The organism is Agarivorans aestuarii (assembly GCF_019670125.1).
Taxonomy (GTDB): domain Bacteria; phylum Pseudomonadota; class Gammaproteobacteria; order Enterobacterales; family Celerinatantimonadaceae; genus Agarivorans; species Agarivorans aestuarii.
This window is the reverse complement of sequence record NZ_AP023033.1, coordinates 1,725,001-1,739,251: the sequence shown is the minus strand read 5'-3', so window position 1 is coordinate 1,739,251 and position 14,251 is coordinate 1,725,001. Positions and strand designations below refer to the sequence as shown.

The 14,251-nt window shown below is 45.0% G+C and carries 15 protein-coding genes and 2 rRNA genes (1 of these 17 cut by a window edge); 11 read left to right on the top strand and 6 right to left on the bottom strand.

From position 1 onward, the window contains the following. Window positions 1-12: 12 nt before the first annotated feature. From scpB to rnm, 4 genes are read right to left on the bottom strand one after another with little or no spacing between them, the layout of a single operon-like run. Window positions 13-564: an SMC-Scp complex subunit ScpB gene (gene scpB, locus K5609_RS08095; protein WP_016400685.1), complete on the bottom strand. Its 552-nt coding sequence runs from the start codon at window positions 562-564 to the stop codon at window positions 13-15. Continuing rightward, on the bottom strand, window positions 557-1,375 hold the full coding sequence (locus K5609_RS08090; protein WP_221076721.1) for a segregation and condensation protein A: 819 nt from the start codon (window positions 1,373-1,375) through the stop codon (window positions 557-559). The genes scpB and K5609_RS08090 overlap by 8 nt, the downstream gene beginning before the upstream one ends. Continuing rightward, a complete protein-coding gene (locus K5609_RS08085; RefSeq protein WP_016400687.1) occupies window positions 1,375-1,995 on the bottom strand; it encodes an L-threonylcarbamoyladenylate synthase in 621 nt (206 codons plus the stop codon). Before K5609_RS08085 ends, K5609_RS08090 begins: the two co-directional genes overlap by 1 nt. Window positions 1,996-2,018: 23 nt before the next feature. Further along, window positions 2,019-2,861, bottom strand: a complete 843-nt coding sequence (gene rnm, locus K5609_RS08080; protein ID WP_221076720.1) for an RNase RNM — start codon at window positions 2,859-2,861, stop codon at window positions 2,019-2,021. A gap of 242 nt (window positions 2,862-3,103) precedes the next feature. Between rnm and K5609_RS08075 the strand changes: the two genes are divergently transcribed. The 11 genes from K5609_RS08075 (at window position 3,104) to K5609_RS08025 (ending at window position 12,453) form a co-directional block, all read left to right on the top strand. Continuing rightward, entirely contained in the window at window positions 3,104-4,687 is a 1,584-nt protein-coding gene (locus K5609_RS08075) for an anthranilate synthase component 1 (RefSeq protein ID WP_221076719.1), read from the top strand. Continuing rightward, the gene (locus tag K5609_RS08070) at window positions 4,677-5,273 is read left to right on the top strand and encodes an aminodeoxychorismate/anthranilate synthase component II (protein WP_221076718.1); all 597 of its coding nucleotides are present in this window, start codon (window positions 4,677-4,679) and stop codon (window positions 5,271-5,273) included. The genes K5609_RS08075 and K5609_RS08070 overlap by 11 nt, the downstream gene beginning before the upstream one ends. Next, a complete protein-coding gene (trpD, locus tag K5609_RS08065; RefSeq protein WP_221076717.1) occupies window positions 5,273-6,277 on the top strand; it encodes an anthranilate phosphoribosyltransferase in 1,005 nt (334 codons plus the stop codon). The genes K5609_RS08070 and trpD overlap by 1 nt, the downstream gene beginning before the upstream one ends. After that, on the top strand, window positions 6,274-7,656 hold the full coding sequence (trpCF, locus tag K5609_RS08060; protein WP_221076716.1) for a bifunctional indole-3-glycerol-phosphate synthase TrpC/phosphoribosylanthranilate isomerase TrpF: 1,383 nt from the start codon (window positions 6,274-6,276) through the stop codon (window positions 7,654-7,656). The genes trpD and trpCF overlap by 4 nt, the downstream gene beginning before the upstream one ends. A gap of 50 nt (window positions 7,657-7,706) precedes the next feature. Beyond that, the gene (gene trpB / locus K5609_RS08055) at window positions 7,707-8,897 is read left to right on the top strand and encodes a tryptophan synthase subunit beta (protein WP_221076715.1); all 1,191 of its coding nucleotides are present in this window, start codon (window positions 7,707-7,709) and stop codon (window positions 8,895-8,897) included. Beyond that, window positions 8,897-9,703 (top strand): tryptophan synthase subunit alpha, encoded by an 807-nt coding sequence (gene trpA, locus K5609_RS08050; protein WP_221076714.1) that lies wholly within the window; start codon window positions 8,897-8,899, stop codon window positions 9,701-9,703. Before trpB ends, trpA begins: the two co-directional genes overlap by 1 nt. Window positions 9,704-9,773: 70 nt before the next feature. Then, on the top strand, window positions 9,774-10,334 hold the full coding sequence (locus tag K5609_RS08045; protein ID WP_221076713.1) for a septation protein A: 561 nt from the start codon (window positions 9,774-9,776) through the stop codon (window positions 10,332-10,334). Between the two features lie 4 nt (window positions 10,335-10,338). After that, on the top strand, window positions 10,339-10,638 hold the full coding sequence (locus K5609_RS08040) for a YciI family protein (RefSeq protein WP_221076712.1): 300 nt from the start codon (window positions 10,339-10,341) through the stop codon (window positions 10,636-10,638). A gap of 124 nt (window positions 10,639-10,762) precedes the next feature. Next, the gene (locus tag K5609_RS08035; RefSeq protein WP_221076711.1) at window positions 10,763-11,035 is read left to right on the top strand and encodes a ComEA family DNA-binding protein; all 273 of its coding nucleotides are present in this window, start codon (window positions 10,763-10,765) and stop codon (window positions 11,033-11,035) included. A gap of 169 nt (window positions 11,036-11,204) precedes the next feature. Then, window positions 11,205-12,101 (top strand): UTP--glucose-1-phosphate uridylyltransferase GalU, encoded by an 897-nt coding sequence (gene galU / locus K5609_RS08030; protein ID WP_221076710.1) that lies wholly within the window; start codon window positions 11,205-11,207, stop codon window positions 12,099-12,101. A 121-nt stretch (window positions 12,102-12,222) separates the two neighbouring features. Beyond that, a complete protein-coding gene (locus K5609_RS08025) occupies window positions 12,223-12,453 on the top strand; it encodes a hypothetical protein (RefSeq protein WP_221076709.1) in 231 nt (76 codons plus the stop codon). A gap of 523 nt (window positions 12,454-12,976) precedes the next feature. Here K5609_RS08025 and rrf read toward each other — a convergent pair. Then, window positions 12,977-13,092: ribosomal RNA gene (gene rrf / locus K5609_RS08020) — 5S ribosomal RNA — on the bottom strand. A 111-nt stretch (window positions 13,093-13,203) separates the two neighbouring features. Beyond that, window positions 13,204-14,251: ribosomal RNA gene (locus tag K5609_RS08015) — 23S ribosomal RNA — on the bottom strand (it continues 1,839 nt past the right edge of the window).

Genomic DNA, 14,251 nt, shown 5'->3' with positions numbered 1-14,251 from the left:
TGGTAATGTGCGCTAAGTCTGAAAGTCTTGCGGCAGTTTTTCAAGTAAAGATTGATCTAATTCTGGCAAATCGGCCAGATCTTTCAAACCAAAGTAATCTAAGAAGCTTGTTGTAGTTGCAAATAAGGTAGGACGGCCGGGAATTTCTTTATGTCCAACGCTGCGGATCCAATTGCGCTCTCTCAATACACTTATGATATGGCTGCTCACTGCCACTCCCCTAATCGCTTCGATCTCACCGCGAGTAATTGGCTGGCGATAAGCAATTAAAGTGAGCGTTTCTAACATTGCTCGGCTAAATTTCGGGGCTTTTTCAGCCCATAAGTTGGCTAATTGTGGCGCATATTCTTGGCGCGCTCTAAATTGAAACCCGGATGCGGTTTCGGCCAACTCAATACCCGAATCTTGATAACGCAAAGACAACTCTTCAAGCACCATATTCACTTGTGCTTTAGCTAATCCTACATCTGCCAACACCGTGGCTTGCAGCTCTTTAACGCTGAGCGGTCTGCCAGCAACAAACAAAGCGGCTTCAACTAACTTAACTAAATTGGGTTTAGCCATGCTCAGAGATCTCCGCATCAACTAATAATACTTGAATAGGCTGCAGAGGCTGACTTTGCACACACTTGATATAACCTTCTTTGACTAACTCAAGTATTGCTAAAAAACTTACCACTAAACCGCTACGACCTTCAGATAAGGAAAACAACTGACTAAATTCGACAAACTGGTGTTGTTGTAACTTGGCCAATATATCGCTCATCCTTTGCCGAGTAGACAGTTTTTCACGCTTAATTTCATGATGTTCAAAGTTAGCCACTCGCTGAGCAATACCCCGCATAGCTTGAATCAACTCATCCATCGTCACTTCTGGGTAAATAACATTGATTGGCATATCTTGAGGGCGGTTGATGGTAGCTGTGTAAGTATCTCGTTGCTGTCTTGGTAAACTATCTACTTTTTCGGTGGCATTTTTATATAACTCATACTCTTGAAGACGCCGAATAAGCTCAGCCCGTGGGTCTTCCTCAACTTGTTCGTGCTCTTGTACTGGTAGCAAGCTACGCGATTTAATTTCGGTTAACAGCGCTGCCATTACCAAATACTCTGCTGCGAGCTCTAATTTGAGCATTCGCATTGCTTCAATATATTCCATATATTGCTGGGTGATTGCTAATACAGGTAAGTGCTCAATATCCAACTTCTGCTTTCGGATTAAATACAGCAATAAATCCAAAGGCCCCTCAAACTGCTCCAGAATCACTTCCATGGCATCCGGCGGAATAAACAAATCCTCCGGCATGTCTAGCCAAGGCTCACCATTTACGCTGGCTAGGGTTAATTGCTGAGTAGGAGAAGCCTGTTCAGACATTATTCAAATGGGCTCGTATCACCGGAGCCACTGCGCAATATCTCTGGCTCATCTTCTGAAAGATCAATAACAGTAGTAGGCTGCTCGCCTAAATAGCCACCGTTAACAATTAAATCTACTTGGTGTTCCAATAGGTCGCGTATTTGTTCCGGATCAGATTCGGTGTAGTCATTGCCCGGCAAAATTAAGCTCGATGACATTAGTGGCTCACCAAGAGCTTCCAGCATCGCCAATGCAATTTTGTTGTCGGGAACTCGAATACCTATGGTTTTACGTTTAGGGTTGAGTAAACGACGTGGCACTTCCTTGGTACCTTTAAAAATAAAGGTATATGGTCCTGGGGTATTGTTGCGTAACAAGCGATAAGCTTGGTTACCCACTCGTGCGTATTCCGAGAGCTCAGATAAATCGCGACACATCAAAGTAAAATGGTGGTTTTTATCTAACTGACGAATACGGCAAATGCGCTCTAATGCGGCTTTATCGCCAATATGGCAACCAATGGCATAGCCTGAATCGGTTGGGTAGATCACCACCCCGCCCTGCTGAATATGATTAGCCGCTTGATTCATCAAGCGCTGTTGAGGGTTGTCGGGGTGTACATAGAAAAACTGACTCATAACTGTCCCTGCGATTAATGGGCCTAGCGATTGGATTCAGGAGAGAAGCCAGGCCACAACTGCCAAATAGCTTGGCACTTTTCTGGTAATTGTAAGCCTCTACCTAATTCACGCCAAGGAGAGGGATGATGAAAATCAGAGCCTTGAGAAGCACGTAATCCATTTTGTTCGGCTAAATCGGCTAGCCACAGTAATTGGTCTTTAGACATTTGCGGCATTGCCACTTCTACGCCGTCGCCGCCCAATTCGGCAAACTCGGCCAACAACTTACGCACCCATTTATTCGACAAATCATAATGAGTTGGGTGAGCCAATACAGCAACACCGCCAGCATGATGAATAACCTCTATTGCATCGCCCATGCTCATCCAATTATTAGGCACATAACCGGTATTGCCACGGCTTAAATACTTATCAAATACTTTATTGAAATTAGCCGCTATACCACGTTCCACCAATACCTTAGCAAAATGGGAACGGGTTATCGGGGCTGTACCCGCCAATTGTTTTGCATCACTGTAAACATCATGGATACCGGCTTTTGCTAAACGGCGGCTCATTTCTTGAGCTCGAACTTCTCGCTTGTCTCGTTGTTCAGCCAAGTGCCTTTGTAATTCTGTAGACGTCACATCGATATTCAAGCCTACAATATGAATATCAAAAGCATGCCAAGCAGTAGAGATTTCGGTGCCAGTGATAATTTGCACATGCTTCGCATTAGCTTTTGCTTCTGCAATGCCAGCGGTGGTGTCGTGGTCGGTAATAGCCAATACGTCGACTTGCATGTTTTCGGCACGCATTACTATTTCAGTTGGGCTTAAGCCACCATCCGAGGCAGTAGTATGGCAATGCAAATCAAATCGCATTAAATTTCCTAAATTTTTTCTTGACTTGGTGATGTCATTTACAGTTAACTTAGTCTATCAAAATGACTAGGAATAAGCATGACAACTTTTCTTCTTACCAACAAATCTTGGTGGTGGCGCACTCCGAAATAAACGGGTGTGAGTTGTTGTATTTCCAATACATTGAACAGAACAACAAAAAGCCCGCTTAATGCGGGCTTTTTTTATATTTGCGCTACGGCCTTAACGAGGAGTAACGAACCATGAGTAATCACCCTAGGGTGCAGCTAAGCAACAACTTAATTGATGCTAGCTACGTGCTTGACCCACTAAGCTTATATCAAGAGCTTTGCAAAGAGAGTCAGCACAACGTTTTGCTAGAATCCTGCGAGATAGACAGCAAAGAAAACCTTCAAAGTTTAATTTTGGCCGATGCAGCCTTAAAGATAACTTGTAAAGGTCGTCAAGTGACGTTTACTGCGGTATCACTCAATGGTGAAGCGGTTATCTCGGCGGTTGTAGAACACAGTGACAACAGCTTAATCACCGAACATAGTGCAACTCAACTGGTTTTAGATTACCCACTCCCAGCCGCTAATTTGGATGAAGATTCTCGTTTAAAAGCGAGCTCTCCTGTTGATGCCTTACGATTAATAACCACACTTTACGGTGAGCTAGCCTCTCATGATAAAGGCGTTTTTATCGGCGGTGTATTTGCCTATGATTTCATCGCCAGCTTTGAGCAACTACAAGACGTCGCCGAAAGCACCAACATTTGCCCCGACTATCAGTTCTACCTCGCCGAAACATTGCTACTAATAGACCACCAAGAACAAGTGACTCACTTAATTGGCTCGGTATATAACGAAGGTGAGCAAGCTAGAATAAATCAACGCCTAGCCCACTTAGTAGAATTATGTGAGCACAAAAATCACCAACAAGCGCAGCCAGATTTTAGTGATTACCAAGGAAAGATTGAAGCTGACATTAGCGACCGAGACTTCTGCCAGAATGTAGAAACTATGAAAGACTACATTCGCCAAGGTGACATTTTTCAAGTTGTTCCATCTCGCAGTTTTAAACTCTCTTGTCCCGATAGCCTTGCTGCTTACCGCGAACTAAAGATCACCAACCCTAGCCCTTACATGTTCTACCTGCAAGACAGCGAATTTGTATTGTTTGGCGCCTCTCCAGAAAGTGCGATTAAGTACTCTAGCCATAATCGCGATGTTGAAATCTACCCCATTGCAGGTACTCGTAAACGCGGTTTTAATGCCGATGGCTCAATCAATCAAGATTTAGACGGACGACTAGAGCTAGAGCTGCGCCTAGATAAAAAAGAGACCGCCGAACACATAATGCTGGTTGATTTAGCCCGTAATGACGTTGCTCGAATCAGTGAGCCGGGTACTCGCCACGTAGCAGACCTACTAAAAGTAGACCGTTACAGCCACGTTATGCATTTGGTATCGAGAGTTGTAGGCACCTTACGCAGTGACCTAGATGCACTGCACGCCTACCAAGCCTGCATGAACATGGGAACCCTAGTGGGCGCGCCTAAAATTCGTGCTTCAGAGTTAATTCGCCAAGTGGAGCAGCAACGCCGAGGCAGTTATGGCGGAGCGGTAGGTTATCTTGCAGGTAACGGCGACATGGACAGCTGTATCGTTATTCGTTCTGCTTTTGTTAAAGATCAGGTCGCACATGTTCAAGCTGGTGCAGGTGTGGTGTATGATTCACTGCCTCAGGCCGAAGCAGATGAAACCCGAAACAAAGCAGCAGCGGTGCTAAACGCAATAGCCCGTGCTCACGGTTCAACTTTGAAGGATGTTAGCCATGACTCATAGTGTATTTTTGCTCGATAACTTTGACTCGTTCACTTACAACCTTGTTGATCAGTTTCGCAGCCAAGGCTTAGATGTGAGCATCTACCGCAATCACTTAAGCGCCAAAGAAATTAAGCAGCATATTGATGATAGCCCTACACCGCCGGTATTGGTTTTATCACCGGGGCCAGGTAACCCACAGCAAGCAGGCTGTATGTTAGAGCTAATTAATTTGTGTAAAGGTGAAGTGCCTATTATTGGTATTTGCCTTGGCCACCAAGCGCTAGTAGAAAGCTACGGTGGTGTGGTAGGTAAAGCTGATGAAATTGTGCATGGTAAGTCATCGGCTATTGAGCACGACAACCGTTTAATGTTTGAAGGTTTAACTAACCCACTTCCAGTTGCGCGTTATCACTCCTTGGTAGCTACCTCGATGCCAGAAGGCCTAGTGGTAAGTGCCCACTACCAAAAAATGCCAATGGCAATCATTAACGAGCAGGATAAGGTTGTTGGCTTTCAATTTCACCCAGAATCCATTTTAACCAGCGAAGGGGCAACACTGTTAGCCCGCAGCCTAGACTGGGCAATCCAACAGGAGCAAGCATAATGCAGGCTATTTTAGAGCAGCTATATCAAGGAAAAGATTTAAGCATTGAACAAGCGCAGCAAGTGTTCAGTCAGGTGATTCAAGGTGAAGTAGAGCCAATTGTCTTATCTTCACTGTTAACCGCGCTAAAAATTAAAGGCGAGCAACCGCAGGAAATTGCGGGTGCAGCCAAAGCCTTGCTTGCCAACGCTGCGCCTTTCCCAAGCCCTGAATACGACTTTGCAGATATTGTTGGCACAGGTGGTGATGGCCACAACACCATTAATATCTCAACCACTTCGGCTTTTGTCGCGGCTAGCCTTGGGGTTAAAGTTGCCAAACACGGTAACCGCAGCGTATCGAGTAAATCGGGCTCTTCAGATTTGTTGGCGGCTTTAGGCATTAACATCCAAATGACACCTGAAACAGCCCGCCGTTGTTTAGATGAACTAGGCCTGTGCTTCTTGTTTGCTCCTCAATACCACGCTGGTGTGCGCCACGCGATGCCAGTGCGACAAACCTTAAAAACTCGCACCATATTTAATGTATTGGGCCCGCTAATAAACCCGGCTCACCCAAGCATGGAAGTGATGGGCGTTTACGACCCGGCGCTTATTTCGCCTATTGCGCATACCTTGCAACAACTAGGCATGAAAAAAGCCATGGTGGTTCACGGTGCAGGCTTAGACGAAGTAGCCATTCATGGTGAAACTCAAATTGCTGAAATTAACGGCGACAAGATTACCGAATATAGCTTAACCCCTTCTGATTTTGGTGTTGAGCAAGCCGATCTAGATGCCATTAAAGGTGGCACTCCTGAAAAAAACAAAGCCATCACTTTACAGTTATTGCAAGGCACCGCGACACCAGCACAACAAGCAGCTGTTGCAGTTAATGTTGCCTTGTTACTTAAGCTTGCAGGTAAAGCTGATGATGTTGCTCAAGGCGTTAAAATGGCCTTAGATGAAATGGCCTCTGGTCGTCCACTAACCCTAGCAAACCAATTGGCGGAGATGAGTCAGTGAGCCAAGCAGAAACAAAACAAACCACCATTCTAGATAAAATTGTGGCTGACAAAGAAATTTGGTTAGCAGAGCGTATGCAAAGCATAACACTAGCAAGCTTTATAGATCAGGTTAAGCCCACAGAGCGCAGTTTTTATGATGCGCTATCAGGCTCACCCGCTAAGTTTATTCTTGAGTGTAAAAAGGCTTCTCCATCTAAAGGCTTGATTCGCCCAGAGTTCGACTTAGACCTAATTGCTGGCGTATATAAAAACTATGCTGCAGCCATTTCTGTGCTTACCGATACTAAGTACTTTCAAGGTGAGTTTGACTACGTGACTCAAGTACGTGGACAAGTTGAGCAGCCGGTTCTTTGTAAAGACTTCTTCATTGACGAATACCAAATCTACCTAGCGCGTTATCACAAAGCCGACGCCACCTTACTGATGTTGTCGGTATTGGATGACAACGAGTACCGCTTGCTGGCCGAGGTTGCTCATAAGCTCAACATGGGCGTACTTACCGAAGTAAGCAACCAAGAAGAACTTGAGCGCGCCATTGATCTAAATGCAAAAGTTATCGGTATTAACAACCGCAACTTGCGTGACTTATCGATAACCTTAGACAGAACGCCTGAGCTGGCGAAACAAATTCCTGACGATCGAATCATCATCTCAGAGTCCGGTATTTATCAGCACCAACAAGTTCGCGAACTGGCCAAATACGCCAACGGATTTTTGGTAGGCAGCTCACTAATGAGCCAAGATGACGTAGACATGGCTTGCCGCAAGCTTATTTTGGGCGAAAACAAGGTGTGTGGATTAACCCGCGAGCTAGACGTACAAGCCGTTTATCAAGCAGGTGCAGTATACGGCGGCCTAATTTTCGCTGAGAAGTCACCGCGCTACGTAAGCCTAGCCCAAGCAGAAAAGCTCACCCAAGTCGCTCCGCTTAATTTTGTTGGTGTATTTGTAAATAGCTCGGTTGAAGAAGTGGCAACAATTGCCAATAAGCTGAAACTACATGCCGTTCAGTTGCATGGCAGCGAAGACCCACAATATATTACAGAGTTAAAAAACAAACTGAATAACAGCTTAGTATGGAAAGCGCTAGGGGTGAGTGATGCCCTGCCAGAAGCACCTAACAATGCCGACAAGATTTTGTTCGACAGCAAAGTCGCCGGCCAATGTGGCGGCACCGGACAAACCTTCAACTGGCAACTATTAGGTGAGCACAGCCAAGGTGCGATGCTAGCAGGCGGCATAAGCCCAAGCAACATCCAAGGTGCGCTAGCCTACGCCGCTGCAGGCTTAGATTTAAACTCCGGTGTTGAGCAAACACCAGGCGTTAAAGACCCAGCAAAAATTATTGCTGCGTTCGAACAGATTAGACAGTACTAGTCTCAAGAGATTAGTCACTGTTAACCATTATTAACGAATAAGAGTCAACAATGAGTAAATTAAATTCATATTTCGGCGAGTTTGGTGGGCAGTTTGTGCCACAAATATTAGTGCCAGCACTCGACCAACTAGAACAAGCTTTTATTGATGCCCAAGAAGACCCAGACTTTTTAAAAGAGTTTAATGGACTACTAAGCGAATATGCAGGCAGACCAACCCCGCTAACCTTGTGCCGCAATTTAACTGCTGGCACTAAAACTAAGATCTACCTTAAGCGTGAAGACTTGCTGCACGGCGGCGCCCATAAAACCAACCAAGTACTTGGGCAGGCATTGCTTGCTAAGCGTATGGGCAAAAAAGAAATCATTGCTGAAACGGGTGCTGGACAACATGGCGTGGCAACGGCCTTAGCTTGTGCCCTGCTCGGCCTTAAGTGTCGTGTTTACATGGGTGCCGTTGATTGTGAACGCCAAAAACCTAATGTATTCAGAATGAAGTTGATGGGTGCAGAAGTTATTCCTGTGCATAGTGGTTCTTCAACTCTGAAAGATGCCTGTAACGAAGCATTACGTGACTGGGCTGCTAGTTACGACAGCGCTCACTACCTGCTAGGTACTGCGGCTGGCCCCCATCCATTCCCAACCATTGTGCGTGAGTTCCAGAAAATGATTGGCGAAGAAGCTAAACAACAGATCCTTGAAGCTGAAGGTCGCTTACCTGACGCAGTCATTGCATGTGTTGGTGGCGGATCTAACGCCATTGGCATGTTTGCTGACTTCATTAAAGAAGAAGAGGTAAAACTAATTGGCGTTGAACCTGCTGGCAAAGGCATAGATACCGACCAACATGGCGCGCCGCTTAAACACGGCCGTAAAGGTATGTTCTTTGGTATGCATTCATTATTGATGCAAGATCCAAACGGTCAAATTGAAGAGTCTTATTCTATTTCTGCTGGCTTAGATTTTCCGTCTGTGGGTCCGCAACACGCTCACTTAAACGCCATTGGCAGAGCCGGTTATGAATCAGCAACTGACGAAGAAGCCTTAGAAGCCTTCCAAATTTTAGCTGAAAGTGAAGGTATTATTCCGGCTCTTGAGTCTGCTCACGCCTTGGCTTACGCGCTTAAATTAGCGAAGCAAGATAAAGACAAAGAACAAATTTTGTTAGTAAATCTATCGGGACGTGGCGACAAAGACATCTTCACCGTAGCCGAAATATTCGAACAAAGAGGAAGCTTATAATGACGCAACGTTACGCTAACCTATTCGAGCAATTAGCCAGCCAACAACAAGGCGCCTTTGTTCCCTTTGTTACACTTGGTGATCCAGATTTAGAGCAATCGCTAGCAATTGTAGATGTCTTAGTTGAAGGAGGTGCTGATGCACTAGAGTTGGGTATTCCTTTCTCTGACCCTGTAGCCGATGGCCCAACTATTCAAGGTGCCAATGTACGTGCTCTAGCGGCTGATGTGACTCCGCCTAAGTGTTTAGAGATGCTAAGTGCGATTCGTAAAAAGCACCCACAAGTACCTATTGGACTGCTGCTTTACGCTAACTTGGTTTATTCAACCGGCATTGATTCCTTCTATCAAAAGCTTGCCGCTGCAGGAGTAGACTCGGTGCTAGTGGCAGATGTACCTATTCGTGAATCAGCGCCATTTAGAGAAGCCGCTGATAAACATGGCTTACAAAGCATCTTTATAGCGCCACCAAACGCCGATGAAGCTACTTTAGCCAAGGTAGCTGAATATGGGCAAGGTTATACCTACCTCGTTAGCCGAGCAGGTGTTACCGGTACAGAAACTAAAGCAGGCGCTCCAGTGGGAGAGCTGTTAAACAAGCTTAAGCAACATAATGCGCCGCCAGCCTTACTGGGTTTTGGAATAGCTACGCCTCAGCAGGTAAAAGAAACCATTGAAGCTGGAGCAGCTGGCGCCATTTCTGGCTCAGCCGTGGTTAAAATCATCGAAAACAACCTTGATGACAAAGCGCAAATGCTTGTAACACTCAAGCAGTTTGCCTGTGACATGAAAGCGGCTACCGTTTAGCCAAAGATCTTGCTACTATCAAAAGCCGCTTTTTAGCGGCTTTTTTATTAACAGCTGGCGCTGAGGAACTATGAAACAATTTTTCGAGTTTATCCCTTTAATTATTTTTTTCGCTGTATATAAAATGCAGGACATTTACGCGGCAACCCTAGCATTAATTATCTCTACAGCACTGCTATTGGCTATCTCATACATCAAAAACAAAAAAGTTGAGAAAATGCATCTCATCTCCTTTGTACTTATTTTGGTATTTGGTGGTTTAACCTTAATTCTGCGCGATGACGACTTCATCAAATGGAAACCTACCGTTATTAATTGGATATTTGGCTTAGTACTTTTAGTCAGTCAGTTTGCATTTGGTAGTCCGCTTATCAAAAAAATGCTTGGCAAAGAAATGACTTTGCCTGACGATATTTGGTCCAAAGTAAACGTGGCTTGGGCATTATTCTTTATCGCTTGTGGCACGCTAAACCTCTATATAGCCTTTAGCTTCTCAGAGGAGTTTTGGGTTAACTTTAAGGTATTTGGTCTACTTGGATTAACCTTAGTATTCACGGTTGGTACGGTGGTTTACCTTTATAAGCATTTGCCAAAAGAACAAAAAGAATCACTCACAGAGAAAAAGGATTAATAGCATGTGGTATGTAATTTATGCGAAAGATGTCGCTAATAGTTTAGATAAACGCAAACAAGCTCGCCCCGCTCACTTAGAGCGTTTAAACGCTTTACTCAACGAAGGGCGATTATTAGTTGCCGGCCCAATGCCTGCCATAGATGCTGAAGATCCTGCAGAGGCCGGTTTTACTGGCTCAACAGTCATCGCTGAGTTCGAAAGTTTGGCTGATGCAAAAGCTTGGGCTGATGCTGACCCTTATGTTGCTGCAGGCGTTTACGCAAAGGTAAGTGTAAAGCCCTTCAAAAAAGTACTTCCTTAATCTAATTGGGCGAGCTATCGCCCAATTGTCATCTTAGCGTCACAATTTAGCCCAAATGAGTGATTCGCATATAAAACATATCTTCTACTGTTATTCATGGTTTTATCAAAAAGGAGAATGAACCATGAAATTAATTCAGCTGGTACTGGTGCTTGTATTTAGTTTAATCAATATACAATCAGCCTTAGCTAATGAAAATCTAACACCAATCAACTTAAATACAGCCAGTGCAGAACAACTAGATTCTCTAAAAGGCGTTGGTGAGTCAAAATCCATCGCGATCGTTCAGTACCGCAAGCAACATGGCAATTTCAAAAACATTGAACAGATTGTGCTAGTGCCAGGCATTGGTGAAAAAATCTACTTGGATAACAAAGACAGGATCTACGTAGACTAAGTTAGTCTTTTGGCATCGTCCGTAGCTCGCTATCACTGCAAGGGCGATGACTTCCCCATCCCAAAAAAAATGTCACAGGTATAGCTATTCGCAAATATCTCAATTTAAAATGTCATTTTGGCGTGTTACAGTGCATCGGTATTTAACCTTATTTTTCAAGAGACTGAAAATGACCCAACAAGTACAAAAAGCTGTACTACCGGTAGCAGGATTAGGAACAAGAATGCTACCTGCAACCAAAGCCATCCCTAAAGAGATGTTACCAATTGTAGATAAGCCTTTGATTCAATATGTTGTTCAAGAAGCTATATCTGCAGGCATTAAAGAGATCATTTTAGTAACCCACTCTAGTAAGAACTCTATAGAAAACCATTTTGATACTAGCTTCGAACTAGAAGCCACATTAGAGAAAAGGGTAAAGCGTCAACTACTAAACGAAGTACGTTCAATTTGCCCCAAAGACGTTACCATCATGCACGTTCGCCAAGGCGTTGCAAAAGGCCTAGGACACGCAATCCTATGTGCTCATCCCCTAATAGGTGACGAACCCTTTGCTGTCCTTCTACCCGATGTTGTGCTCGATGATTCAACCTCAGACCTGCGTACTGAAAACTTAGCTGACATGGTGACTAAATTTAACCAGACTGGCTCGAGCCAAGTAATGGTTGAAGCAGTCGCCCAAGAGGACGTGAGTAAATTTGGTATCGTAGATATTGATGGTAAGAAGCTAAAGCCGGGTGAATCATCAGATATGATAGGTTCGGTAGAAAAGCCAGCGATTGAAGAAGCGCCTTCAAACTTGGCGGTTGTTGGCCGCTATGTATTATCGGCTCAAATATGGAAAGAATTAGAAAGAACCGCTCCTGGTGCTGGTGACGAAATCCAACTTACTGATGCCATTGCAAGCTTGATGGAAAAAGAAACCACCCAAGCTTATTACATGGTAGGTAAAAGCCATGACTGCGGCAGTAAGTTTGGCTATATGAAAGCCATCGTCGAATTTGGCTTACGCCACCCAGAGTTAAGAGACCGCTTTAAGAAGTACCTTGCTGAGTTAAAACTTTAATTTTTAGTTGGTTATTGCTGGAAATTTATCACTTTCAGTGATAAAAATGTAAGTAGATGTGGCAAGAATCACCACACAGTAATACAATGAAACAGTAATATATTTAATACAGGGAAATTTCATGAAAACTTTACTTTTAGCTGGTGTAGCAGCTTTAGCTTTATCTTCTAACGTATTCGCACAAGAAGCAGCTGCTGGTACAGCTGGCGGAGCTGCTGGTGGCGCTGGTGTTACAGCTGGTGTAGTTGGTGGTGTTGTTGCTGCAACTGCAGTTGTTGGTATTGCCGCGAATCAAAACAATGATTCAACAACTGGCACTTCAACTTCTACAACTACTTCTACAGCTCAATAAGCTATCAGAAATAGTATTAAAAGGCAGCATTCGCTGCCTTTTTGTTATTAAAATTGCCAACACCAATTCCTTCACTTTCTTTTTCTTATCCGTTCACTTCGTTAAACGACTCAATAAGCACGAAGAGTAATTTCCGCGCAGCTGGATAGCTACACATTTATGATTTGAGCCCTCGTTAAGAAGCAAGCCAAGCGTAATCACTGGTCGACCTTGTATGTGCAAGAGGACGATGTCTGTGATGTGCTCGGTTGGCACTCTTGAGAAAGTGATTGAGGATTGAGTGTGAGCATATCTGGAAGGCTTTTGTGGGACTAAACCGCAGGCAATAAAAAAGCCCTCGTCGTATGACGAGGCTTAGTATAGGAGCCTGGCGGTGGTCAGGTGCGCAGCATAGCTGCTTGTGCTTCGGCGGAACAAAACTGCGTTTTGTCCTTAACCGCCTCCGCCCTACTTTTGAAAGCAGGCCATGCTAAACACAAACAAAAAGGGCTTCCCAATCGGGAAGCCCTTTTCGATAATGAGAGCCTGGCAGTGACCTACTTTCACATGGGGAAACCCCACACTATCATCGGCGCAGTTGCGTTTCACTTCTGAGTTCGGCATGGGATCAGGTGGGTCCACAACGCTATTGCCACCAGGCAAAAACTGTTGTCTTTAACATTCGAAAAAGCTAAAAATATCTCACGAGTACTAACAAGTATTCATGGTCAAAAAATAAGGTATCTATAAGCAACACCCTTTAGGTGTTGTATGGTTAAGCCTCACGGGTAATTAGTACAAGTTAGCTCAATGCCTCACAGCACTTACACACCTTGCCTATCAACGTTGTAGTCTCCAACGGCCCTTCAGAGGACTTAAAGTCCTAGTGAGAATTAATCTCGAGGCCTGCTTCCCGCTTAGATGCTTTCAGCGGTTATCAGTTCCGAACGTAGCTACTGGGCAATGCTATTGGCATAACAACCCAAACACCAGCGGTTCGTCCACTCCGGTCCTCTCGTACTAGGAGCAGCTCCCCTCAATTCTCAAACGCCCACGGCAGATAGGGACCGAACTGTCTCACGACGTTCTAAACCCAGCTCGCGTACCACTTTAAATGGCGAACAGCCATACCCTTGGGACCGACTTCAGCCCCAGGATGTGATGAGCCGACATCGAGGTGCCAAACACCGCCGTCGATATGAACTCTTGGGCGGTATCAGCCTGTTATCCCCGGAGTACCTTTTATCCGTTGAGCGATGGCCCTTCCATACAGAACCACCGGATCACTATGACCTACTTTCGTACCTGCTCGACGTGTCTGTCTCGCAGTTAAGCTGGCTTATGCCATTGCACTAACCGTATGATGTCCGACCATACTTAGCCAACCTTCGTGCTCCTCCGTTACTCTTTGGGAGGAGACCGCCCCAGTCAAACTACCCACCAGACACTGTCCGCAATCCCGATAAGGGACCAACGTTAGAACATCAACACTACAAGGGTGGTATTTCAAGGTCGGCTCCACATCATCTAGCGACAACGCTTCAAAGCCTCCCACCTATCCTACACATGTAGGGTCAATGTTCAGTGTCAAGCTGTAGTAAAGGTTCACGGGGTCTTTCCGTCTAGCCGCGGGTACACCGCATCTTCACGGCAATTTCAATTTCACTGAGTCTCGGGTGGAGACAGCTTGGCCATCATTACGCCATTCGTGCAGGTCGGAACTTACCCGACAAGGAATTTCGCTACCTTAGGACCGTTATAGTTACGGCCGCCGTTTACCGGGGCTTCGATCAATAGCTTCGTCCAAAGACTAACCACA

Bases quoted from the DNA above. Each gene is read 5' to 3' on its own strand.
- K5609_RS08085 (WP_016400687.1), bottom strand. From the start codon at position 1,995: ATGAGTCAGTTTTTCTATGTACACCCCGACAACCCTCAACAGCGCTTG.
- K5609_RS08045 (WP_221076713.1), top strand. From the start codon at position 9,774: ATGAAACAATTTTTCGAGTTTATCCCTTTAATTATTTTTTTCGCTGTA.
- scpB (WP_016400685.1), bottom strand. From the start codon at position 564: ATGGCTAAACCCAATTTAGTTAAGTTAGTTGAAGCCGCTTTGTTTGTT.
- K5609_RS08040 (WP_221076712.1), top strand. From the start codon at position 10,339: ATGTGGTATGTAATTTATGCGAAAGATGTCGCTAATAGTTTAGATAAA.
- K5609_RS08035 (WP_221076711.1), top strand. From the start codon at position 10,763: ATGAAATTAATTCAGCTGGTACTGGTGCTTGTATTTAGTTTAATCAAT.
- K5609_RS08070 (WP_221076718.1), top strand. From the start codon at position 4,677: ATGACTCATAGTGTATTTTTGCTCGATAACTTTGACTCGTTCACTTAC.
- K5609_RS08075 (WP_221076719.1), top strand. From the start codon at position 3,104: ATGAGTAATCACCCTAGGGTGCAGCTAAGCAACAACTTAATTGATGCT.
- trpD (WP_221076717.1), top strand. From the start codon at position 5,273: ATGCAGGCTATTTTAGAGCAGCTATATCAAGGAAAAGATTTAAGCATT.
- trpA (WP_221076714.1), top strand. From the start codon at position 8,897: ATGACGCAACGTTACGCTAACCTATTCGAGCAATTAGCCAGCCAACAA.
- galU (WP_221076710.1), top strand. From the start codon at position 11,205: ATGACCCAACAAGTACAAAAAGCTGTACTACCGGTAGCAGGATTAGGA.
- K5609_RS08090 (WP_221076721.1), bottom strand. From the start codon at position 1,375: ATGTCTGAACAGGCTTCTCCTACTCAGCAATTAACCCTAGCCAGCGTA.
- trpB (WP_221076715.1), top strand. From the start codon at position 7,707: ATGAGTAAATTAAATTCATATTTCGGCGAGTTTGGTGGGCAGTTTGTG.
- K5609_RS08025 (WP_221076709.1), top strand. From the start codon at position 12,223: ATGAAAACTTTACTTTTAGCTGGTGTAGCAGCTTTAGCTTTATCTTCT.
- rnm (WP_221076720.1), bottom strand. From the start codon at position 2,861: ATGCGATTTGATTTGCATTGCCATACTACTGCCTCGGATGGTGGCTTA.